This window comes from Marinobacter sp. (assembly GCF_048266785.1).
In the GTDB taxonomy this organism is placed as follows: domain Bacteria; phylum Pseudomonadota; class Gammaproteobacteria; order Pseudomonadales; family Oleiphilaceae; genus Marinobacter.
This window is the reverse complement of sequence record NZ_JBLWYX010000005.1, coordinates 229657-251642: the sequence shown is the minus strand read 5'-3', so window position 1 is coordinate 251642 and position 21986 is coordinate 229657. Positions and strand designations below refer to the sequence as shown.

Annotated in this window: 18 protein-coding genes; 8 read left to right on the top strand and 10 right to left on the bottom strand. The window is 56.4% G+C overall.

Annotation, left to right across the window (positions count from 1 at the left end; translation table 11 throughout):
• Positions 1 to 16 precede the first annotated feature (16 nt).
• A complete protein-coding gene (phoB, locus tag ACN0V1_RS10200) occupies positions 17 to 709 on the top strand; it encodes a phosphate regulon transcriptional regulator PhoB (RefSeq protein WP_417544889.1) in 693 nt (230 codons plus the stop codon).
• A 42-nt stretch (positions 710 to 751) separates the two neighbouring features.
• Positions 752 to 2083 (top strand): phosphate regulon sensor histidine kinase PhoR, encoded by a 1332-nt coding sequence (gene phoR / locus ACN0V1_RS10195; RefSeq protein ID WP_417544888.1) that lies wholly within the window; start codon positions 752 to 754, stop codon positions 2081 to 2083.
• Here the strand turns inward: phoR and ACN0V1_RS10190 are convergent.
• Positions 2080 to 2961 (bottom strand): response regulator, encoded by an 882-nt coding sequence (locus ACN0V1_RS10190; RefSeq protein ID WP_417544887.1) that lies wholly within the window; start codon positions 2959 to 2961, stop codon positions 2080 to 2082. The genes phoR and ACN0V1_RS10190 overlap by 4 nt on opposite strands.
• Positions 2962 to 3247: 286 nt before the next feature.
• On the opposite strand from ACN0V1_RS10190, the gene ACN0V1_RS10185 reads away from it, so the two are divergent.
• Genes ACN0V1_RS10185 through rsuA form a run of 3 tightly spaced genes read left to right on the top strand, consistent with a single transcriptional unit; the run spans position 3248 to position 6209 of the window.
• Positions 3248 to 4468: a lytic murein transglycosylase gene (locus tag ACN0V1_RS10185; protein ID WP_417544921.1), complete on the top strand. Its 1221-nt coding sequence runs from the start codon at positions 3248 to 3250 to the stop codon at positions 4466 to 4468.
• A gap of 15 nt (positions 4469 to 4483) precedes the next feature.
• Positions 4484 to 5512, top strand: coding sequence for a metal-dependent hydrolase (locus tag ACN0V1_RS10180; RefSeq protein ID WP_417544886.1), 1029 nt, complete (start codon positions 4484 to 4486; stop codon positions 5510 to 5512).
• Between the two features lie 4 nt (positions 5513 to 5516).
• A complete protein-coding gene (gene rsuA / locus ACN0V1_RS10175) occupies positions 5517 to 6209 on the top strand; it encodes a 16S rRNA pseudouridine(516) synthase RsuA (RefSeq protein ID WP_417544885.1) in 693 nt (230 codons plus the stop codon).
• 1 nt (position 6210) lies between these two features.
• Here the strand turns inward: rsuA and ACN0V1_RS10170 are convergent, their stop codons facing one another.
• The 3 genes from ACN0V1_RS10170 to ilvD are packed head-to-tail and all read right to left on the bottom strand — an operon-like array spanning position 6211 to position 9410.
• Complete coding sequence (locus tag ACN0V1_RS10170) at positions 6211 to 6690, bottom strand: asparaginase domain-containing protein (protein WP_417544884.1); 480 nt, start codon at positions 6688 to 6690, stop codon at positions 6211 to 6213.
• A gap of 55 nt (positions 6691 to 6745) precedes the next feature.
• The gene (pbpG, locus tag ACN0V1_RS10165; RefSeq protein WP_417544883.1) at positions 6746 to 7690 is read right to left on the bottom strand and encodes a D-alanyl-D-alanine endopeptidase; all 945 of its coding nucleotides are present in this window, start codon (positions 7688 to 7690) and stop codon (positions 6746 to 6748) included.
• A 43-nt stretch (positions 7691 to 7733) separates the two neighbouring features.
• Positions 7734 to 9410, bottom strand: a complete 1677-nt coding sequence (gene ilvD / locus ACN0V1_RS10160; RefSeq protein ID WP_417544882.1) for a dihydroxy-acid dehydratase — start codon at positions 9408 to 9410, stop codon at positions 7734 to 7736.
• A gap of 132 nt (positions 9411 to 9542) precedes the next feature.
• Here ilvD and ACN0V1_RS10155 point away from each other — a divergent pair, with 132 nt between their 5' ends.
• Positions 9543 to 11942, top strand: a complete 2400-nt coding sequence (locus tag ACN0V1_RS10155; RefSeq protein ID WP_417544881.1) for a xylulose 5-phosphate 3-epimerase — start codon at positions 9543 to 9545, stop codon at positions 11940 to 11942.
• 52 nt (positions 11943 to 11994) lie between these two features.
• Here ACN0V1_RS10155 and ACN0V1_RS10150 read toward each other — a convergent pair whose 3' ends face one another.
• The 6 genes from ACN0V1_RS10150 to cysZ form a co-directional block, all read right to left on the bottom strand.
• On the bottom strand, positions 11995 to 12570 hold the full coding sequence (locus ACN0V1_RS10150) for a glutathione S-transferase family protein (RefSeq protein ID WP_417544880.1): 576 nt from the start codon (positions 12568 to 12570) through the stop codon (positions 11995 to 11997).
• A gap of 173 nt (positions 12571 to 12743) precedes the next feature.
• A complete protein-coding gene (locus ACN0V1_RS10145; RefSeq protein WP_071265711.1) occupies positions 12744 to 12950 on the bottom strand; it encodes a cold-shock protein in 207 nt (68 codons plus the stop codon).
• Between the two features lie 235 nt (positions 12951 to 13185).
• On the bottom strand, positions 13186 to 13566 hold the full coding sequence (crcB, locus tag ACN0V1_RS10140; RefSeq protein ID WP_417544879.1) for a fluoride efflux transporter CrcB: 381 nt from the start codon (positions 13564 to 13566) through the stop codon (positions 13186 to 13188).
• A gap of 17 nt (positions 13567 to 13583) precedes the next feature.
• Positions 13584 to 16034, bottom strand: a complete 2451-nt coding sequence (locus tag ACN0V1_RS10135) for an acyl-CoA dehydrogenase (protein ID WP_417544878.1) — start codon at positions 16032 to 16034, stop codon at positions 13584 to 13586.
• A gap of 125 nt (positions 16035 to 16159) precedes the next feature.
• A complete protein-coding gene (gene rapA / locus ACN0V1_RS10130; RefSeq protein WP_417544877.1) occupies positions 16160 to 19045 on the bottom strand; it encodes an RNA polymerase-associated protein RapA in 2886 nt (961 codons plus the stop codon).
• Between the two features lie 16 nt (positions 19046 to 19061).
• Positions 19062 to 19811: a sulfate transporter CysZ gene (cysZ, locus tag ACN0V1_RS10125; protein WP_417544876.1), complete on the bottom strand. Its 750-nt coding sequence runs from the start codon at positions 19809 to 19811 to the stop codon at positions 19062 to 19064.
• Between the two features lie 97 nt (positions 19812 to 19908).
• On the opposite strand from cysZ, the gene ACN0V1_RS10120 reads away from it, so the two are divergent.
• Positions 19909 to 20313: a VanZ family protein gene (locus ACN0V1_RS10120; RefSeq protein WP_417544875.1), complete on the top strand. Its 405-nt coding sequence runs from the start codon at positions 19909 to 19911 to the stop codon at positions 20311 to 20313.
• 525 nt (positions 20314 to 20838) lie between these two features.
• Entirely contained in the window at positions 20839 to 21942 is a 1104-nt protein-coding gene (gene mnmH / locus ACN0V1_RS10115; RefSeq protein WP_417544874.1) for a tRNA 2-selenouridine(34) synthase MnmH, read from the top strand.
• Positions 21943 to 21986 lie beyond the last annotated feature (44 nt).

Below are 21986 nucleotides of genomic sequence, written 5' to 3'. Positions count from 1 at the left end.
AAACAGGTTATAGATTATGTCTGTAAAAACCGTCCTGATTGTCGACGACGAACCCGCCATCCGGGAAATGATTGCGGTCGCCCTGGAGATGGCCGATTACGAGTGCCTGGAAGCCGCAGACGCCCGTGAAGCCCACGCCCTGATTGTCGACAGGCAACCGGATATCATTCTGCTTGACTGGATGCTCCCCGGCACCAGCGGTATAGAGCTTGCCAGGCGCCTGAAGAAAGAAGAAACCACGGCAAACATACCCATTATCATGCTTACCGCCAAAATCGAGGAAGACAATAAGATCCGCGGCCTCGAAGTGGGCGCTGATGATTACATCACCAAACCATTCAGCCCCCGGGAACTTGTCGCACGGCTGAAAGCCGTACTTCGCCGGGCAACTCCTCCGGGTATCGATGCGACCATAGAGGTCGACGGGCTGACGCTGGATCCCTCAAGCCATCGCGTCGCCGCCAACGACAGCTTTCTGAACGTAGGGCCTACCGAGTATCGCTTGCTGCAATTCTTCATGACGCACCAGGAGCGCGTATATACCCGCTCACAGCTCCTGGATCAGGTGTGGGGCGGCAACGTTTATGTTGAAGAGCGAACCGTTGATGTACACATCCGGCGCCTGCGCAAAGCTCTGGGAGAGCGCCACGATTATCTGATTCAGACCGTGAGAGGCGCCGGTTATCGGTTCTCTACCCAACCAGCCTGAAAGGCTGTTGCAACCCACGAAGATATTTCAAGGCAGGTTTTCATGCAGCAGATCTGGTCGCGACACCTGCGCTACACGCTTGCCGGCCTCGTAGGCACCTCTCTTGCTGGCTTTTATGTGGGATACCCGGTTTATGGACTGACCGCCGGGCTGGGGCTGTATTTGCTGTGGACGCTTAACCAGACCCGTCGCCTGGCGCAATGGCTGGCAGACCCGGATGCCAAAGATGACCCCCCCCAGAGCCTGGGCATCTGGGGCGATCTCTTCGACAGGCTGCACAAACTCAACCAGAATTATCTTCAAACCCGTGACCAACTGCGGGCAAGGATAGACCGCATACAGGAATCCACCAACGCCATGCGCGATGGCGTCATCATGACCGACGCCCGCGGCGCCATGGAATGGTGGAACGGTTCGGCAGAACATCTGCTGGGGTTTCGTCGTAACACAGATCAGGGACAGTACATCTTTAACCTCATCCGGACTCCGGCCTTCAAAGCCTACTTCGACGCCAAAGATTACCGCGAGCCGCTGGAGCTGCATTCACCCGCCAGGCCCCATATTCATCTGCAAATTCAGATCAGCCTGTTCGGGGAAGAAGACCGTCTCATAGTAGCCAAAGATGTCACGCGCCTGCACCAGCTGGAGCAGATGCGCAGGGATTTCGTGAGTAACGTCTCCCATGAAATGCGGACTCCATTGACGGTGATCAGTGGCTACCTGGAAACCCTGGCAGACAACGCTGGTGATTTGCCTGCCAAATGGCGACGAGCCATCAACACAATGGCTACCCAGTCTTTTCGTATGGAGACACTGGTTACCGATCTCATTCTGCTATCCCGGATCGAAACCGGTGAACAGGCTGTGAATGATGCACCAACGAACGTTGGCAGACTGGTTCGACAGGTCTGCCAGGACGCGCAAACACTCAGCGGCGAAAAGCAGCACGAGATTATCCTCGAGGCAACCGACCCACATTTACTTAAAGGCGATGGAAACCAGCTACGCAGTGCCTTCTCCAATCTGATATTTAACGCTGTTAAATACACGCCCGCCGGAGGCCGGATTACCGTCGCCTGGTTCACCAACGCGGAAGGGGGGCACCTCTCGGTGAAAGACACCGGCGCCGGTATCGATCAGGTTCATATTCCCCGGCTCACGGAACGCTTTTACCGTGCCGACCCCAGCCGGCATAAAGACACCGGGGGCACCGGGTTGGGACTGGCCATCGTAAAGCACGTGTTGATCAATCATGATGGCAGCCTGGAGATCCACAGCCGCCTTGGTGAAGGCAGCAAATTTGTCTGTCACTTCCCCCCGGAACGACTGATTGAGAGTCCTCAAAGTCATACGACGGGTGTGGGCGAGGCTTAACGCTTACCCGCCCGGAAACGCGCTACAAACCGGGACAGATCCTCAAGCTTTTTCGGATCCTCGTCCACAAAGCGGATGGTTACGCTGACGAAGTCTGTGTCCTGACGTTTGTCCACCGCCTGCAACTGGTGCACATAGCCGTTCAGCCTTGCCATCTGCCCATCGCCGATCTCTATATCAACCACCGCCTGATCCAGAATGCCCGGAAACGCCTGCTCCCGCTTCGCAATCACTCGTACTTCCGTCAGGTTTATATCCTTGACCGCTGACCTCAGCGTACTGTCCGCAAAGCGAATCGAAGCCAGGCTCATACCGCCTTTTGTAACTGCCGGTTTTGAGCCTTGCGCAGATGGCCGTGCAGAGTCTCCGGGCACAGGCCCAAGTTGAGTCGCAGCGGTGGACAGGGGCTCACGTTTTTGCGTAAGCAAAGCCGCCGACTCCTTGAGCGCCTCGGTCGGCCCAGCCATGGATTTGCCACTTCGGTCCATGGCAGCTGTCAGGGTTCCTCCCATTACCTTGATGATTTTTTTACTCAGGCCGTCCGGGCTGAAAGGTTTGCCCAGATACTCGGACACACCCTCCTTCACTGCCTCGATCACGTGATCCTTGTCACCCCGGCTGGTAATCATGATGAAAGGCACTTTCTCGTACTGGGGCTGCTGACGCATCCATTGCAGCAGCTCAAGGCCAGACATCTCCGGCATCTCCCAGTCACACAAAATCAGATCAAAACTCGCGCGGGACATAAGCGACTGCGCTCTGCGGCCATTCTGCGCATCGGTGGTTTCTATCACTGGAAAGCGCTGGCGTATCGTCCGCTTAACAAGATCTCTTACAAAACTGGCGTCATCAACCACCAGCGCTTTCAGCGTTGCCATGTTCCAAACTCTTGTAAAAGTATCGCTCAACTATAGAACAAAGGCCCGCGAGGAAAACCCACAGACTACAAAAAACCACAAACTTCAAACGTAAAAGCAAATAGCGGCACTCTTTCACAAGGCCCTCCGAGCAGCAGGTTAAAGAACTGTCACCCCTGGTGGCTTCGTTAAGTATTTCCCTGATCCCAAAACACGCTACCATGGGATCACGCACCATCCACACAGTTTACCCTGACCGAGGTTTCACGTGCTGACCAAGCTTGCAAGGATTCTGCCCAACCGGCATATGGCGTGCCGTCTCTCTGTATCCGCCCTTCTGGCTATCTCCTCGCTGCCTGCAATGGCTAAAGTGGCAGACAGCGAGGCCGTTCTGGACGCACCTGATGGCTTTGAAGAGTGCAAGCTGCAACTGCAGGAAAAAGCCATTGCGGCTGGGGTCAGTGCGAAAACGGCTCAGCAAGTCATGGCCAACGTCGAGCACGTAGACCGGGTGATCGAGCTGGACCGCAAGCAGCCCGAGTTCACCACCACGTTTGCAGACTACCTGAACCGTCGGGTTAACGACGACAGGGTGAACAAGGGCCGTGAGCTGATTAAAGAGCACAGCGCTCTGCTGGAACGGGTTACCGAGGCAACCGGCGTGCCCGCAGCCTATCTCGTTGCCTTCTGGGGGCTGGAAACCAACTTTGGCAGCTATTTCGGCAAAATGTCCGTGCCGGATTCGCTGACAACACTCGCCTGTGATGCCCGGCGGAGCACGTTCTTTACCGAACAGCTGATTGCCGCGCTGCGCATTATTGATGAAGGCGCCATACCGGCAGCTCAGATGGAAGGGTCCTGGGCCGGCGCCATGGGCCACGTACAGTTCATGCCCACAGTATTCCTGAAGCATGCCGTAGACGCCGATGACGACGGGCGCCGTGATCTCTGGAACAGCCTGCCAGACGCCATGATGTCCGCTGGGCGGTTTCTCGAGTCCATGAACTGGGACGGAGATTATCGTTGGGGTCGTGAAGTATTGTTGCCCGAGAACTTTGACTACTCTCTGGCCGACGGCCGGCGCCTTGAGCTGGACAAATGGCGGGAGCTGGGTATTACCGACGCATTCGGCAAACCGCTCGCCCGGGAAGATATCAATGCGGCATTGATTGTCCCGGCCGGCCATCAAGGACCCGCTTTTCTGGCGTATCACAACTTCAAGGTGATCATGGGCTGGAACCGCTCGGAGTTTTACGCCATTGCAGTGGGCCATCTGGCTGACCGCATTGCCGGTGCCGGAATGCTTCAGAATCCGCCACCGGTGGATACGCCCGCGCTCTCCAGAGACACTGTTCTTGAACTTCAGACTGCTCTCAATGAACGCGGATACGATGCTGGCAAGCCGGACGGTATTACCGGACCCGCGACCCGCTCTGCTATTCGCAAGTACCAACATGCTGAGGGACTAATCGCTGACGGTTTTCCGGGGCAGGAATTGCTTGATCGGCTTGGGCTGAACGGCTCCTGACCGGCCGCTGCCTTCATGGATTCAATCACTCAAGCTGCCCTTGGCGCCTCAATCGCAGGCCTTGTGGCGGGAAAAACTCTCGGGCGATCAGTTCTGCTCACAGGTGCGCTCCTGGCCACGCTTCCCGATCTTGATGTAGTGATTGATTACGGCACAGCCGTCGCGAATTTTACCCAGCACCGGGGTTTCAGCCACTCACTGTTTGTACTTGCACCGCTTTCTCTGCTGTTTGCGACCTTGCTCTGGCGCTGGAGGCCCAATTTGGGGTTCCAGCGCTGGCTTCTGCTAACAGCCCTGGTGCTGATGACGCACCCCCTTCTGGACACCTTTACCACCTACGGTACCCAGTTGTTCTGGCCGGTTGGCAGGCCGCTTGCCATAAGCAGTATCTTCATCATCGACCCGTTGTATACGCTTCCCCTGCTCGCTGGCTGCCTAGCCTTTCTGGTGCGCCCTCCAGCGTTGCGTGCCATAACGGCTGGCCTGTTTCTGTCCACTGGGTATCTCGGCTGGTCCTTTGCAGCTCAGCAGGTGATTACCGAGCGCGTGCAACCTGCACTCGCAGAAGCCGGCCTCTCTGACGCCCGGCTTCTGGTACAACCCATGCCGTTCAACACAGTGCTTTGGCGCGCCACCGCGATCACGGATCAGCAGCGGGTAGAAATCGTTACCGGCTTTCTGGATCACGGCGCCCCCTTAACGCTTGAGTACTTCCCCCGCCAACCGAAGCTCGCGAACTCCGTATCACAATTGCCGGAAACCCGCCGTCTGGAATGGTTTACCCGCGGTTTTCTCGACTACAGAGCAACCAATGGCAAAATCACCGCAACCGATGTTCGCCTGGGTATCCCGGGAGCTCATCCTTTTTCTTTTGTGCTGGCCTATGAACAAGATGGCCGCCTTACACCGGCTGATGGTGAACGAGCGCCACGGCCAGCCATAAATACCGGGGCACTGCCGCTACTGTGGGCCCGCACGACCGGTGCCATTCCGGTTCTGTGCCTTGCCAGCCTTGCAACGCCAGCCATCGGCGAGGAATGTTAAAACCATGCGTCTTGATCAGTTTATTGCCACGAGCTCAACCCTTTCGCGCAAAGAGGCCAGGCGCGCCATACATGCTGGTAACGTCGAGGTAGACGGTGAGGTTTGGAAAGGTACCGGCAAACACCTGCCAGCCGGCGCTCAGGTTATGCTGGAAGGAGTGCCGCTAACACTGCCGGGTGAGCGCTATCTGATGCTCAACAAGCCTGCAGGCGTTGTCAGTGCAACACGCGACAGCGACCACCCCACAGCACTGGATCTTCTGCCAGCAGAGCTGACCAGCAAGCTTCACATCGCCGGCCGGCTGGATGCAGACACCACGGGCTTACTGCTACTGACAACCGACGGCCAATGGTCCCACAGGATCACCTCACCGAAAGTAGACTGCCCGAAAACCTACCGGGTCAGCCTGAGCACGCCCCTTTCAGAGTCGGCCATTAAAGATCTGGAAACCGGGGTTATGCTCCATAACGACCCCAAGCCGACAAAGCCCGCGCAGGTTAAGGTGCTGGAGCTGAAGCTGATTGAGTTAACAATTTCAGAAGGGCGCTATCACCAGGTCAAGCGCATGCTGGCAGCTGCGGGCAATCATGTGGAAGCCTTGCACAGGCAAAGCATAGGAAGCATTACTCTGGACCCGGCGCTGGAACCTGGCGATTACCGCGAACTGACAGAACAGGAAGTCGCCTCAGCCGGCTAGGTCAGGTGCGTTCGAAGCGCTGGGCTTTCAGGTTTTTGCGCACGGCACCTGCCTCGAATACTTCTCCGTTCATGGCGATATAAACTCCAGGCGGCAAAAGCTGCACGGCCGCCCAGGCAAAGCCAATATTAAAAACCGCATCACTGCGGCGCATGCGGGCAGGCTGCATCGCCCCGGTGAGAACAATGGTTTTGTCACTAAGCGACGACAACGTCTGGGCAGTTTCAGGCATGGTGTCAGTGCCATGGGTAATCAGAATGCGATGACTGTCGCAGCTTGTTACAGCCTCAAGAACCTGTGCACGATCCTCATCGGTCATTTCCAGGCTGTCCTTGCGCAACAGCGCTTGCAGACTATAGCCCTTGTGGATGTTGGATTCCACCAGCAGTTCCGGCACCAGAGACTCACCGATTTCAAACTCGCTGTTGGCATCGAAATACACCTTGTCGATGGTGCCGCCCGTCGTAAAAATCCGGATCATGAAGCCTCTACCCTGCTCAAGGTGTCGCGCGCTTTCGCACGGGTTTTATTACAGCTTATTTCAGCGCAGCCGTGGTGCTGTTGCCCGCAGAGTTGTAGCTAGCGTTCTTTTCCAGCGCGTATTTCCGCGCCGCAGTCGCCACCTTCCCGCGGGCACCGGTATCCAGCCAGCGCTTGATACGCCCGGCGTCACCCATGGGTGACCGGGTACCCAGGGAGTCCAGAAGAACTGTAACCATCTGTTTGCCGTTCATATTGGAGACCATCACCAGGCAGCGCCCAGCCTCCGACAGATAGCCAGTTTTGCTCAACCCCACACCCCAGCTGTCACGATGCACCAGAGCGTTGGTATTGCCAAACGACAAACTGTACCGGGGCTTGCGGAACTGACCACGAAAATAATTGGTTGTGGAGTACTCCCTGATCTCTGGATATTCCGCAGCCGCATTGACAAGCTTTACCAGATCCCCGGCGGTTGAGAGATTCTCTGCCGAAAGCCCCGTCGGATCCACAAACCGGGTGCCCGTCATACCAAGGGCTTTGGCCTTGGCGTTCATGGCCTCTACAAACCCAACGAAGCCTCCCGGGTAACTTCGGGCGAGCGTATAGGCAGCAAAGTTCTCTGACGACATCAGAGCAATGCGCAACACATCGGCACGACGCATCTGTGAGCCAATCCGGATACGACTGTAAGCATTGGCCGCTGCGGGCGTATGACGCTTCTGGAAGACCAGCCATTCATTCAAAGGTGCGCCGGACTCAAGCACCACCAGCGCCGTCATCACTTTGGTAATGGAGGCAATGGGCACGGACCGATCCGCGTTCTTGCCATACACAAGAGCATTGCTGCCAACCAGGGCCACAGCGGCGTTGACGGAGGCCAGGCTCGGGCCCTGCGCATCACCATCAACTTTATCGAAACCTTTCTGGTGCGCGTGAACCACCATCGGCAGGCTGAAGACCAGCCACAACACCATCCTCGCCATACTCTTTCTATTCATCTATTACGCTCTTTTTGAACTCTGTTCATGCAGTGTCAGGGCATCAAGGCAGATCGGTAACTGCGCCAGTGGATGCAGAACTTACGGTGCGGGCGTATTTTGCCAATACGCCTCGGGTAAAGCGTGGCTGGGGCGCTACCCAAGCGGAGCGCCGACGCTCCAGTTCCTCAGCGGGTATATCCAGCTCGATGCTGTTGGCAACCGCATCAATGGTAATTGTATCGCCATCCTCGACCAGCGCAATGGGGCCACCGTTTGCGGCTTCCGGCGTAATGTGGCCAACCACAAAACCGTGGCTGCCGCCGGAAAAACGACCGTCGGTAATCAGTGCCACATCATTGCCAAGCCCTTTGCCCATGATCGCTGACGTCGGGGTCAGCATCTCGCGCATACCCGGGCCCCCTTTGGGTCCCTCGTAGCGGATAACCAGCACATCACCGGCAACGACCGTACCATCCATAATTCTGTCCTGGGCCTCTTCTTCCGAATGGAATACCCGGGCCCGGCCGGAAAAGTGAGTGCCTTCCTTTCCCGTAATCTTGGCCACCGAGCCCTCCGGAGCGAGGTTGCCGTAGAGAATACGTAAATGGCTGTCGGCCTTGATAGGATTGTCGAAGGCGTGAATGATGTCCTGTGCCTCAGGGTAAGGCGCAACACGCTCCAGGTTTTCCGCCATCGTCTGCCCGGTTACTGTCAGGCAGCCCCCGTGCAGCAAGCCCCGCTCCAGCAGCATCTTCATCAGAGGCTGAATGCCACCGATCGCCACCAGTTCCGACATCATGTAATGCCCGCTTGGGCGCAGATCCGCTAACACAGGTACGCGCTTTCCAATCTCGACAAAATCCTCCAGGCTCAGTTCAACATCAACTGTACTGGCCATTGCCAGAAGATGGAGAACCGCGTTGGTTGAGCCGCCCAGAGCGATCACAACCGTAATCGCGTTCTCAAACGCCTCACGTGTCATGATATCCGAAGGCTTGATGTCTTTGTCCAGGAGGTTCAGAACCGCCGCACCGGCGGCTCTGCAATCGTCAGTCTTGGTGTCGGATACCGCATTCTGAGCTGAGCTACCGGGCAGGCTCATACCCATGGCCTCGATCGCGGATGCCATGGTATTCGCGGTGTACATGCCGCCGCAGGAACCGGGGCCTGGAATGGCTGTTTCCTCGATCTGTTTTACTTCGATCAGGTCAAGATCGCCCCGGGCGTGTGCGCCCACCGCCTCGAAAACCGAAACAATATCCGTGTGGTTTTCACCGGGCATGATGGTACCGCCATACACGAACACCGATGGCCGGTTCAGGCGGGCCAGACCCATCATGCAGCCCGGCATATTCTTGTCGCAGCCGCCGATGGCAACCAGCCCGTCAAAACCTTCACAACCTGCCACGGTTTCGATGGAGTCTGCGATGACCTCCCGGGAAACCAATGAATACTTCATCCCGAGAGTACCATTGGCAATGCCGTCGGAAACCGTAATGGTATTGAAGATCAGTGACTTGCCACCGGCCGAATCAGCACCTGCCGAGGAGGCTTCCGCCAGCTCATGGATGTGCATATTGCAGGGCGTAAGGTTGCTCCAGGTTGAAGCAATACCAATCTGGGGTTTGCGGAAATCGTCATCGGTAAAGCCGACGGCCCGGAGCATGGCCCGGCTGGCGGACTTGCCAACACCGTCTACCACGGGAGCAGAATAGCGGCGGCGTTTGTCATCGGTCATCGGTCTCTCCTTATCAAAAGCGTTCACAAACCACAGTTGGTGTCAGACGTCAGCCTGACTGACCTGCATCAAACGGAATGATGTTCGCGTGTTTTACACTCGTTCGAAATAATTAGGCCGTGGAGGCACACTATGTCATCACCCAATTCGCCATCAGAGGCTTGCCCCGATTATAAATTGTGGCGTCAGGGTTATGGCGTGATCCAGCATACCGAAACTACTTGCAATCATGTACAGGTTCTCGCTTCGCGTCTTGTTGCTGCTGGCCATCAACCCGATATCGCAACCGTCTATCGCAAGCTTGCAGATCTGGACCGGCTGACCAGCGCTGGCCTTTGGCTGGTTGTGCATATGACCTATGCCAACCGCGTTGACAGCTCTGGCGACCCGCTGGCAGCACGGGATTTCAAAAGCAACCCTGAAGGCCATACCGGTGGAGCACTGAATATGGTACCCGCTTACGCGGCTTATATGGCTCTCAATAATCTGACCGGGCGAACCCGGAGCTGGCTGATGGGCCAGGGACATTGCGTGGCAGCCATCGATGCGCTGAATGTGCTCACCGGTAATCTGCTCCCGGAACAGCATGAACGTTATACAGGAACAGGCGGGCTGTCACGAATGGTAGCGGATTTTTACAGCTACCAGCAAAAACCGGACGGCAGTATGGCGGCGCCATTGGGCAGCCACGTGAACCCATACACAGCAGGTGGCATTATCGAAGGCGGTTATCTGGGCTTTGCAGAACTGCAGTACGCCCATATGCCATTGCCCGGTGAGTCACTGGTAGCGTTTCTTTCTGACGGCGCTGCTGAAGAACAGCGCGGCAGCGACTGGATACCCCGGTGGTGGCGGGCGGATGACTGCGGCCTTGTAACGCCCGTTATGATTGCCAACGGCCGCCGCATTGAACAGCGCACCGAGCTCGGCACCCGCGAAGGGCTTGAACGCTTTGAGGCGCATCTGGCAGCCCGGGGCTTTGATCCGTTCCGGTTTGATGGCCGCGACCCGGCGGCGTTTGTGTGCGCGCTGGCGGAAATGGAGCATTCGTTACAACACCGGAGCGACCGTGCGCTGGAAGGCGAGGTGGATTATCCGGTTCGCATTCCCTATGGCATTGCGGAAACCGTCAAAGGCTTCGGCTTTTACGGCGCTGGCCTGAACTCCGCCCACAACTTACCACTGCCGGGCAACCCGCGCGTAGATGTGCGCTCCCGAGAACTGTTTCAGGAACATGCGGCTCGCCTCTGGGTCGCTCCGGACGAGCTTGCACACAGTGTGCTGAACCTGAAGGAACATGAACAACAGGCTCGCCCTCTGGAACGTGACCACCCACTGGCAAAGCGCAATCCGCCAGACATTGTTATTCCAGCCGTACCCGCACGCCACGATCCGGTTTCCCCGATGCTGGCAGTGGACAGCTTCTTCCGGGCTCTTGTTGCGCAAAACCCTGATCTCCGGGCCCGAGTTGGTAACCCTGACGAGCTTGCGAGCAATCGTCTGACCGGCGTTCTGGAAGATCTCAAGCATCGCGTGAACGACCCTGAAAACTCATCGGAATCTGTGCATGGAAAAATCATCACCGTGCTCAACGAAGAAGCGGTCGTTTCTGCCTGTCTGGCGAATAAGGCCGGGCTCAACCTGGTGGCAAGCTACGAAGCCTTCTGCGTGAAAATGCTTGGCGCCATTCGACAGGAACTGATTTTTTCGCGCCACCAAAAAGCTGTGGGCCGCCCGGCACGCTGGCTTGGACTGCCGGTTATTGCCACATCCCATACCTGGGAAAACGGCAAAAACGAACAATCCCATCAAGACACTACCTTCTGCGAAAGCCTGTTGGGAGAAATGGGCGATGTGTCGCGGGTCATCTTCCCCGCCGATTACAACAGCACCTTGGCGGTTCTCCCGTCGGTCTTCACCGGGCGCGGAAAAATCAGCTGCATGGTCATTCCCAAAAGGGAACGGCCTTGCGTTTTTGACACTCGTGAAGCGGAAGCGCTTGCTCGGCAAGGCGCATTGGTTGTTGATGAAGATACGTCCGGGGGAGAGCCGATACTGCTGATCGCCAACGGCGCCTACCAGTTATCCGAGGCCATTCGCGCCTGCGAGCGCCTGCGCGAGACCGGCACGTCGTTTCGCCTGGTCTATTTGCAGGAACCGGGGCGTTTCCGAGAGCCCAGGGATATTCTGGAAGCGAAAAGCTGCATGTCCGAGCTTGAGCGGGAACGCCTGCTGCCGAATCGACTGCACCGGAGAGTCGCGCTGACTCATATGCGGCCTGAAGTATTCCGCGGGCACTTTCACCCGTTATTCCCGGATCCGGGCCGCAGCAGAGTCCTGGGCTATATCAACCGGGGCGGCACATTAAACGAGGCCGGCATGCTGTTTACCAACCGCTGCTCCTGGGCCCACGCGCTGGCGGCCTGCGCCAGTGTTCTGGACAAGCCTCCCGGAGAGTGGCTGTCCAGCGCCGAGCTGGCCGCCGTGGAGGGCCGCGGCGACCCAACGCTGATCACCCGCGGCCTGCGCTGACGATCAGACGGGAGTCGGCTCCCCAGGCCGGCTGCCTGCTCCGGTTTGGAATTTACGCCTGACGCGGATCTGTTTCAGCAACCCAGGGGTTGATTTTCCGGCTATCACGGAAGGCGAGCAGGCTTTCGATTCCAGCGAAGTCAACCAGATCGCGAAACTCCAGCCAGTCCACCAGACAATAGAGACACATTGCCGGGTAGTTCCAATGCTCAAACTGACCGTCTTCCACCTGCGCTGCGAGCGTGCGCATGGTGGTCATGATGCGCTCGCGCTGCAAATCAAAAACCAAGACGCCCGGGGTATCGACATCCAGCCCGGAGCGTTTGGCCAGAAGCAGGATGACGGCTGAGTCATTGGCGCCATCAATCAGGGTGAGCTGATTCTGCTGATCCCAGGTAAGAGGGTCCCTGCCTTGCTTGGCGCTGAGATAACGGGAAATAATCCGGGAGTCGTAGATTTCCTGACCATCGCTTTCCAGCACCGGTATTTTCAGCGCTGGATTGGTTCGTCTGATTTCGTCCCGGTCTGCGCCGTAAATATCGAGATTAACGAATTCGTAAGGCTCTTCGTCCAGCAAAATTCGGATGCGGCGAACATAGGGCGAGGTACTCGATCCAATCAGCTTCATAAACTCTCCGGTTGTCTAACCCAGTAATACTCAGTGTCCGGCTGAAATGTAGCACATCAAAGCCCCGGCGCAGGAAAATTAACAGGTCCTTTCCAACAAAAAGCAGGTCCTTTCCAACGAAAAAAGGCAGCCGAAGCTGCCTTTTTGGCGGTTACTACTCTATCCGAATGGAATTAGAGAGGAGTAACGTTCTCCGCCTGAGGACCTTTCTGGCCCTGGGTAACGGTGAACTCGACTTGCTGGCCTTCTGCCAGAGTCTTGAAACCGCTGCCCTGAATAGCGCTGTAGTGAACAAAAACGTCCGGGCCGCCTTCACGAGTGATAAAGCCAAAGCCTTTTGCTTCGTTGAAGAACTTAACAGTACCGGTAGTAGTAGACATACTTAAACTTCCTGAAATCAATCATATTATCTGCTGCCATTCACTGAATGTGGCTGGTCAGCGTTTTACGGAAATACAGAACTCGCGGGATCAAAAACAGGACGGTCACTACTAACTGCGGAGTACGTCTTATTCATGAAATGCTTTGCTGAATCTTTCCTTCCAAAACACTCTACTACTGAATAACCGGCTTGCCAAGTAGATTTGAAACAAATCCTGTACGTAATGTTACCAATCAGCCCTTCACCAGGCCAAAAGTGTAAATGCCTAAGGCGGTCATAAGAATGGAACCAACAACATGGACAAGGATACCGGTGATGGCCATTGCCCATTTACCCTCCTGAATAGCTGCAAACATTTCCAGAGAAAACGTGGAAAAGGTCGTCAGCGCGCCACACAGACCGGTGATGGCAAATAGTCGCCACTCAGGTGCCAGTGCACTGCCATGACTGAAGTAGCCAATCAGTAGCCCAACCAGCCAACCTCCACTGAGGTTGGCTATGAGGGTTCCGAAAGGAATCACGTGATAGCTTGCGTTCAGCCATAACCCTAACAACCAGCGCAGATTGGCGCCGACAACAGCGCCAATGCTGACCGCAATGAAAGATAGCCACATATCAGCCGGTCGCCGTCTTACGCGGGATTGTGGTCAATCACGGCTTCCTTGTTTCGGGCAAACTCATCAAACGGAAAATCGTCCACAGTCAACATTTCCAGAACAACAGCTTCATACTCACGCATGAATTCAGCTTCTTCCTTGGTGTAGATACCCGCTTCCAGCGCTGCGTCAAAGCGCTCTTCCGGATGCAGCGCAGTCATTGGCAACTCGCCTTTGGCGTAGGCCTTGGTCGCTTTGCGGTAGAGCTGCTCAGCTTTGTCATAGTCTTTCAGCAGATCATTGTAACGGGCCACCGGGTTTTCCACCGCGCCATCCCCCTCTGTGGTCCAGGTACTGGCAAGCAGCTTGTGGCGAATCGGCGTATCCGTCGAGATAAACCGGGCAAGCTTGCGCGCCTGATCATCATGGGGATTACCCCAACGTCGGCCCAGAGGCAGGGTAACTGCACGCAGAACCAGAGCAACCGCCCGGTTAGGCAGATTCTGGAGAAATGCGTCCAGAGCTTCTTCCGTGCGATGCAGCAACAGGCCAAGGCTGTACTGCATCACTTCTTTTTCACCCTCCACCGGCTGGGTTTCGTGCCAGTTCTTGAGAACCATGGACGCCAGATACAGGTTAGACAGCATGTCGCCGAGACGAGCAGATATCAGCTCGCGCATTTTCAACTCACTGCCAAGCGTGGTCATGGCCGCATCCGAGCAAAGACCAAAAGCAGCACTGAAACGCGCAACCGCCTGGGCGTACTTGCGGCTGGCGCTGTCAAACGGTACGTCTGCGCGACCGAGACCAAGCCCCTGAGTGAACGCACGAGCAGCATTCCCGAAAATCAGGCCGGCATGGCCGAAGAAGGCATCGTCAAACGCATGGATGTCGTCGTTATCTTTCGCAGCCAGTTCTTTCAGCACATAAGGATGACAACGGATAGCCCCCTGGCCAAATATCATCAGGCTGCGGGTCATAATGTTTGCACCCTCCACCGTAATGGACACGGCTGCACCGCTGTAGCCAATACCCAGATAGTTGCGCGGGCCGAGAGTCACTGTTTTACCACCGTGAACATCCATGGCATCGGTGAGGGTCTCGCGCTGCATTTCGGTCAGGTGGTATTTGAGGATGGCGGACGGAACGGCGGGTTTTTCGCCCTTGTCGATCATGTTTGCGGTGTGGTTAACCGCCGACTGGGCAATATAGGTTTTTGCGGCGATGCGGGCCAAAGGCTCCTGAACACCTTCCATATCTGCCACCGGGGTGTTGAACTGGCGACGGATACGGGTGAAACCACCGGCGGTGCCAACGGCATAAGCGGCAGAACCCGCCGCGCCAGAGGGCAACGTAATACAACGGCCGACAGAGAGACACTCAACCAGCATACGCCAGCCCTGACCGGCCATTTCCATACCGCCGATAATGTAATCCAGCGGGATAAAAACATCCTTGCCAATGATCGGACCATTCAGGAATGGGTTACCGATAGGACAATGACGGCGGCCAATTTCCATACCCTTGGTATCGCGGGGTATCAACGCACAGGTAATGCCATAGTCTGCGGTATCGCCGAGCAGGCCGTCCGGGTCAAACATGCGGAACGCCAAACCAACCACAGTTGCGATGGGCGCAAGCGTAATCCAGCGCTTTTCGAAATCCAGCTTGATACCAACCACTTCCTTGCCGTCGACCTTTCGCTTGCACACAATGCCGACATCCGGCAAAGAGGTGGCGTCCGAGCCCGCACGGGGGCCGGTCAGACCAAAACAGGGTATTTCGCGGCCATCGGCCAGGCGCGGCAAATAGTGATTCTTCTGTTCATCCGTACCGTACTTGAGCAGCAATTCGCCAGGGCCGAGGGAGTTGGGTACGCCTACTGAAACCATGAGCATTTCATTAGCTGCAATTTTCTGCAGTACCGCCGTCTGAGCCTTGGCGGAGAAACCCAGCCCACCGTACTCTTTGGGGATAATCATCCCGAAAAACTTCTCTTTCTTGAGGAAATCCCAAAGCTCTTTCGGCAGATCGGCGCGCTCGACAGCAATATCCCAGGCATTGCACATGGATATGGCCTGAACGCACTGGTTATCCACAAAGGCCTGCTCTTCTTCACTCAAACCTGTATGCCGGTTGATCAACAGGTTGTGCCAATCTGGTCGGCCGGTAAACAGCTCACCGTCCCAGCCTACCGTGCCCGCCTCAAGGGCTACCTTCTCGGTATCGGAGACCTTCGGGGCAACCTTTTTAAATATGGCGAAAACACGAGGCGTGAGCCAGCTCTGGCGCAGTCCTGGCAACCCGGCTGCAGCAGTTACAGCGGCGCCGATAAAGAGAACCAGGGCCAGCCATCCGGATGCAAACACCATCGACAGCACGCCAACCACAACCATTACACCAATAGCCGGCTTCGCACCGGATTCACGCCGCATGACCACCAACAAGGCGGTCAGCGCCACCAGAAACAGGATAAAAGTCATCATAAGCTCTCTCTGTCATCCATGGTTTAAGTCTACAAATACTTACGTTTACGGTATCTCATCAGATGATCACTGACCAGCGGGCGCAGCAGCACCCGGCGGTTAACCGTTTCACAAAACGCACATTCTCAGGCGGTGACAATTACCCGGATACCTTCCAGTGCCAGACTGGCTCGTCCGATTGCGTCACGGGCCGCATCAAGCTGGTTTCGGAAGTAGTCAATTTCATCTTCGCGAATAGCCGGGTTCACTTTCTTCAGGGCCTCCAGCCTGCGAATTTCCGGCTCAAAGTTTGCCTCCAGCTGCTCCAGTGCCTTTTGCTTCATAGGCTCCAGATGCGGCGCAGACAAACGCTCCACATGATCCACCATGGTTTCAACCTGGGGCCGAATCTGCGGTACAACCGCCTGCGCAGTGCGCCGGCGGATATTTGAACAAAGGTCGTTCAAGCGATCGTGCGGCAATGCGGCAGAGAGCTCTTTGCCGTTCACATCCACCAACAGCCGCAAGGGCGACACTGGCAGATAGCGGGTCAGTTGCAAGGCTTCGGGTGCCGGGCAATGCACTGTGAACAAGGCTTCCATCAGCAGGGTGCCCGGCGGCAGGGCCTTGACCGACAAACTGGCCAGCGCCGCCTTGCCCAGCCCGGAGCTGGTCACCGAGTCCATCACCCCGGTTACCATGGGGTGCTCCCAGCTCATGAACGCAATGTCTTCGCGCTCCAGCGCATGCTGGCGATCCCAGGTGACGGTTATCCCGTCTTCCGGCAACTCCGCTACGTGGCCGGCTTGGTATTGCTCTCCGGGGCGCAGAATATCGGCGTATTCCGAATGATCCTCCACTTCCACGCCGAGAATATCGAAAGCTTCCATCATGTAATCGCGTACCTGAACGGAGCCCTCTTCCTCTTCAATTCCGGCAATCAGTGTATCGGCTATATCGCGACGGCAGGAATTGAGCTCGATCAGCGCATCGCGGCCATTTTGCAGGAGGGTTCTCAGCCGGGCAGCCTCGGTGGCGGAAGTCTCAACCAGGCCATCCAGCACGGAGATATCGCCGGCCAGCGCGCTTTCCCACGGTTCGCTGACCTTTTCCTGTACCGCCACACCAACGGCACAGCTTTCGGAAAATGCATTCAGCCCTTCCTGGAACCAGCGGTACTGAACCTCTTGCGCGGTATTGCGAAGATAGGGGATATGGATATCAATGGTTTCAGTCTGCCCAATACGATCAAGTCGCCCTATGCGCTGCTCAAGCAAGTCCGGGTTTGCGGGTAAATCAAACAATACCAGATGATGAGCGAACTGGAAGTTGCGGCCTTCGCTGCCAATCTCTGAGCAAATCAACGCCTGAGCGCCCTGTTCATCGTCGGCAAAGTAGGCAGCGGCGCGGTCACGTTCCACGAGGCTCAAGTGCTCATGGAACGCGGCGCTACGAATGCCCGCACGGAGCTGAAGATAACTCTCCAATGCCATGGCGGTCTCAGCCCTGGCACAGATCACCACGACTTTAGCGGGGCGCAGTCCCGCCAGCTTTTTCTCCAGCCAGGCAACTCTCGGATCATCCGTAAGCCACTGCTCTTCAGGCACGGACTGCTCCGGCGCCAACCCTGAATAACCGAACTCCTGCCCTTGATACATGGTGGGGCATTCCAAGGGCGTCGCATTGGCACGCCGCTCGGGGAAGCCCTGAATCGCCGCCCGGGTATTCCGGAACAAAACGCGTCCTGTGCCGTGACGGTCAAGCAGAGCATCAATAATGGACTGTCGCGGCGAATCGCCCTTCAGCAACTGCGCCAGCTCGCTGCCCAGCCAGGCTTCCAGCGCTTTGCGATCTTCTTCCTGAATGTCGGCCCCTTCGTCCTGCAAGCGCCGCACTACGCCGTTAATCGTTTCGTACTGCTGCTCTTCTTCCTGAAACGCCTGCAAATCATGAAAACGTGCGGGGTCGAGCAGCCGGAGTCGGGCAAAGTGGCTGGCCACGCCCACCTGCTCCGGCGTTGCTGTGAGCAATAACAGGCCTTCACTGGCTGCCGAGAGCTCCTCCACTATCTGGTACTCAGGGCTAACACTTTCTTTACTCCAGGCCAGGTGGTGCGCCTCATCTACGATCATCAGGTCCCAACCGGCGCTCAAGACATCCTTGCGAGCGTTCTCGCTGTTCACCAGAAAATCGAGGCTGCACAGCACCAACTGGTCGCTTTCAAAGGGGTTAACGGAGGAGTCACCCCCGAAGATGTGATCCATCAGAGCATCAACATCGTCTTCGCTGTTTTTCAGAGCGTCGTACCGGCTCTGATCAACAATGGAGAAACGCAGATTGAAACGCCGAAGCATTTCCACAAGCCATTGATGAATCAGGGAATCGGGCACCACAATCAAGGCGCGCCGGGCTCGCCCGGCCTGCAGCTGGTAATGCAGAATAAGGCCCGCCTCGATGGTTTTCCCCAAGCCAACTTCGTCTGCCAGGAGCACACGCGGCGCATGGCGCTTGGCTACTTCGTGAGCAATGTAGATCTGGTGCTGCAAGTGTTGAGTACGGGCCCCGATCAGGCCCCGGGCGGGAGAAGCCCGCAACCTGTCCATATGTTGCACCGTCGCAAACCGCAGGCGGAAGGCGCCGTTGCGATCAAATTGGCCGGCAAAAAGGCGTTGATGGGGTGCAGAAAAATTAACCGAACCGGCGAGTTTTACCTCGGATATCTGCTCAACACCCCCCTCAGATTGCTCGCCATCATCTTCGTCAGCATCTGCGTGATACATCAGCACGCCACCAATGTCCGCGACCGCGCGCACACGATATCTTGCGCCGTCGAAGGTCTCGATTTCCTCGCCAATCTGGTAAACAATGCGGGAAAGCGGCGCATTATCAATGGCGTAAGTGCGCTCTTCGTCGGCCGCGGGGAACCCGAGGGTTACCCGGCGGCCGGAGATATCTGTGACTATGCCGAGGCCCAGCGAGGTATCACTGTGGCTTACCCAGCGCTGGCCAATAACAAATTCCGATGCGTCCAAAAAGCCTCCCGACTCATTAATTTCGTGTTGCGCCGTTCTCGCGCACCCAATAGGCGGTCGCGCCACAAACGGCAGCAGGGACCACAACAAGATTCAAAACCGGCACCATGGCGGCCAGTGCCACCGGCAGCCCGAAACCCAATGCAGACAGCCGGGTATCACCAAGCAGCTGGCGCAGTGCCTTGAAGCTCACTTTGTGATTGTCTGCGGGGTAGTCAACATACTGCAGCGCCATCATCCAGCTGTTAAACAAAAACCACAGCACCGCAGCAACCAGGTTAACCACCGGGATCAAACCGATAATAAGCAGACCAATGGCCCGCGGCAGGTAATAGACAATTTTCTGCACTTCGCGCCAGAGTGACCGGGGGATGTCTTTTATGATGATCGCCCAGCCATCATCAGGGCTGACTTCCTGGCCGGTGAGATGCTTCTCGGTAAGCTCCGCAAGGTAACCGTAAAACGGGGAACCAATCAGATTGGCGACCATCACAAAACCGAAAGCCAGCATAAGCAGGATCACGGCGCCGTATAAAATCCAGAACAGCCAGTCCAGCGCCTGTAACCAGGCCCAGTCGGGCAGCCAGGACATCGCAGCGGCAATCAGGGTGCCAAACAGCTCACCCATGAAGTAGAAAAGCAGCCCAAAGAGGAGAATATTGATCACAAGCGGAATGGCGACAAACAACCTCAGGCCGGGTTGACGGATCAGGCGGAAACCCTCACCCAAGTAGCCCAAGCCACGGAAAAAATTACCTCTGAGCATCGCCGTTTAATCCTCCGCTTCAATGACAGTGACGGGGCGCAAAGCATATCATGTTGAAAACCTTCACACAGCCAGAGAACTCTGACGGATTTCACCAATGGCAACACTGAAACACCAACTGACAACCTTGCTGCACTTCCGGCCATTGTGGCGCTTTGCATTTCTGATATCGGTGGTCGCTATTGGCTTTCTGGCAACGACCAGCAGCAGCTATCCCATTCCGTCTGCCCCCAGCGACAAAGTGAACCACCTCATCGCGTTTATCGAACTCACAATTCTTACGCGGCTGGCCTGGCCAGAGCTGCGCAGCATCTGGTATGCGCCGGCACTTCTGGCGTTCGGGCTGGGCATTGAGATTGTGCAGGCCACCCTGCCATACCGGGACTTCTCGCTGGCAGACGTTGCCGCCGATGGCGCAGGGATATTGGTTGGACTCATGCCTTGGCCGGGCCTACGTAAAGTCGCCAGAAGAGACTTGAGAGATTCGCCCAAATCCGTGTGAGATATATCGCACATCGCTGTAAGATCTTGCAGTTATTTAACGTACGCAGCAGCGATTATCCCCGCTCGTTAGACCCTAATACCTTGATATTATTAACCTTTATTAATCCCAAAAAAATGACGCGTCACGCAGACATGCATGGTTCCCACGCTTCCACATCACCTGTTGGTATAGTGATTTCGTCAAGGATGACAGGGAAAAGGACGACGCATTGGATGTACCCCGGCAAGGAATGCAGGGAGAAGCAGGAATACAGGGATATTTGGCTTAGGGGATAACTATTCGGATCGCTGGCTCGGACGCCGGCACCACGGAGTGGGCCAAGGATTCGCAACACGGCTGTTGCACTCAGCGCAAGGACGCGCCGACATGTTCCGGTAAAGGGCATCCTGAGGGCTGCCCTTTTTTTATTCCGGATTTTCCTAGAATTTCTGCGCAATTTCCCCTGGAGACAAGTCCACAAAGCAGGGAAACCTCGCATCCGTTATACTGCCGCCTCATTCTGGCAAGCGATTGAGCCCTGAAATGGCAAGCAGACCCGATACCGACAACTACCTGTCATTGTTCCTGAACGATACTCCCCTGCTGGATGTGCGAGCACCGGTAGAGTTCGCCAAAGGCAGCTTCCCGACGGCGGAAAATGCGCCGCTGATGAACGACGAAGAGCGGCATCGGATAGGCATCTGTTACAAGGAAAAAGGTCAGGATGAAGCCATTCGGCTAGGCCACCAGCTGGTTTGCAGTGACATCAAGGCCCAACGTATTGAAGCCTGGAAGCGGTTTATAGCGCGCCATCCTGAAGGCTATCTGTTCTGTTTTCGCGGTGGTTTGCGCTCCAGGCTCACCCAGCAGTGGGTCCGGGACGCGGGTATTGACTACCCCCTCGTCAGGGGCGGCTACAAGGCACTGCGCAGATTCCTGATCGACAGTCTCGACAACCTCATTGAATCCGGTGATTTCCGCATCATCAGTGGGCGCACAGGAACCGGCAAAACCCGTGTATTGCGGCGGCTCCCGAACCCCGTTGATCTGGAAGGACTGGCAAACCACAGGGGCTCCAGCTTCGGTCGCCAGGTAACCCCCCAGCCATCACAGATTGATTTCGAAAACCGTCTCGCGGTCGCCATGTTGAAGGCCCGTCATTTAAAAGATGGCCCCGTTTATCTGGAAGATGAAAGCCGCCTGGTCGGTCGCTGTGCCATACCAGATGCAATGAAAGAGCGGATGGCCCAGGCCCCACTGCTTGTTCTTGAACAGTCTCTGGAAGACCGCACACGCATCATCCGCGAAGACTATGTAGAAGCCATGTCCGCCGATTATATCAACCGTGATGGCGAGGAAGCTGGCTGGCTGAATTTCAGCGGCTATCTTCTCGAGGCTCTGGGTCGCATAAGCAAGCGCCTGGGCGGTGAACGTCACAGCCAACTGCGCAGCGTTATGGAACAGGCGCTGGCAGAACAGGAGCGCAGTGGCGATGTCCACGCCCACGACGCCTGGATTCAACCTCTATTGAAGGACTATTACGACCCCATGTATGACTATCAGCTGAGCCAGAAGCGGGGGCGGATACTTGTCCGTGGCAACGCAGATGCTGTAATCGATTGGGCCAATAACAAGGCCCCTGCGTAGACAGTACCCGCTTCAATAGTAGCTCTGATGTACCCACATCATTT

Coding starts and splice junctions, on each gene's coding strand:
- rsuA (WP_417544885.1), top strand. CDS start 5,517: ATGCGTCTTGATCAGTTTATTGCCACGAGCTCAACCCTTTCGCGCAAA.
- ilvD (WP_417544882.1), bottom strand. CDS start 9,410: ATGACCGATGACAAACGCCGCCGCTATTCTGCTCCCGTGGTAGACGGT.
- ACN0V1_RS10150 (WP_417544880.1), bottom strand. CDS start 12,570: ATGAAGCTGATTGGATCGAGTACCTCGCCCTATGTTCGCCGCATCCGA.
- ACN0V1_RS10180 (WP_417544886.1), top strand. CDS start 4,484: ATGGATTCAATCACTCAAGCTGCCCTTGGCGCCTCAATCGCAGGCCTT.
- ACN0V1_RS10135 (WP_417544878.1), bottom strand. CDS start 16,034: ATGATGACTTTTATCCTGTTTCTGGTGGCGCTGACCGCCTTGTTGGTG.
- phoR (WP_417544888.1), top strand. CDS start 752: ATGCAGCAGATCTGGTCGCGACACCTGCGCTACACGCTTGCCGGCCTC.
- mnmH (WP_417544874.1), top strand. CDS start 20,839: ATGGCAAGCAGACCCGATACCGACAACTACCTGTCATTGTTCCTGAAC.
- cysZ (WP_417544876.1), bottom strand. CDS start 19,811: ATGCTCAGAGGTAATTTTTTCCGTGGCTTGGGCTACTTGGGTGAGGGT.
- crcB (WP_417544879.1), bottom strand. CDS start 13,566: ATGTGGCTATCTTTCATTGCGGTCAGCATTGGCGCTGTTGTCGGCGCC.
- ACN0V1_RS10190 (WP_417544887.1), bottom strand. CDS start 2,961: ATGGCAACGCTGAAAGCGCTGGTGGTTGATGACGCCAGTTTTGTAAGA.
- ACN0V1_RS10170 (WP_417544884.1), bottom strand. CDS start 6,690: ATGATCCGGATTTTTACGACGGGCGGCACCATCGACAAGGTGTATTTC.
- ACN0V1_RS10145 (WP_071265711.1), bottom strand. CDS start 12,950: ATGTCTACTACTACCGGTACTGTTAAGTTCTTCAACGAAGCAAAAGGC.
- ACN0V1_RS10120 (WP_417544875.1), top strand. CDS start 19,909: ATGGCAACACTGAAACACCAACTGACAACCTTGCTGCACTTCCGGCCA.
- ACN0V1_RS10155 (WP_417544881.1), top strand. CDS start 9,543: ATGTCATCACCCAATTCGCCATCAGAGGCTTGCCCCGATTATAAATTG.
- pbpG (WP_417544883.1), bottom strand. CDS start 7,690: ATGAATAGAAAGAGTATGGCGAGGATGGTGTTGTGGCTGGTCTTCAGC.
- phoB (WP_417544889.1), top strand. CDS start 17: ATGTCTGTAAAAACCGTCCTGATTGTCGACGACGAACCCGCCATCCGG.
- ACN0V1_RS10185 (WP_417544921.1), top strand. CDS start 3,248: ATGGCGTGCCGTCTCTCTGTATCCGCCCTTCTGGCTATCTCCTCGCTG.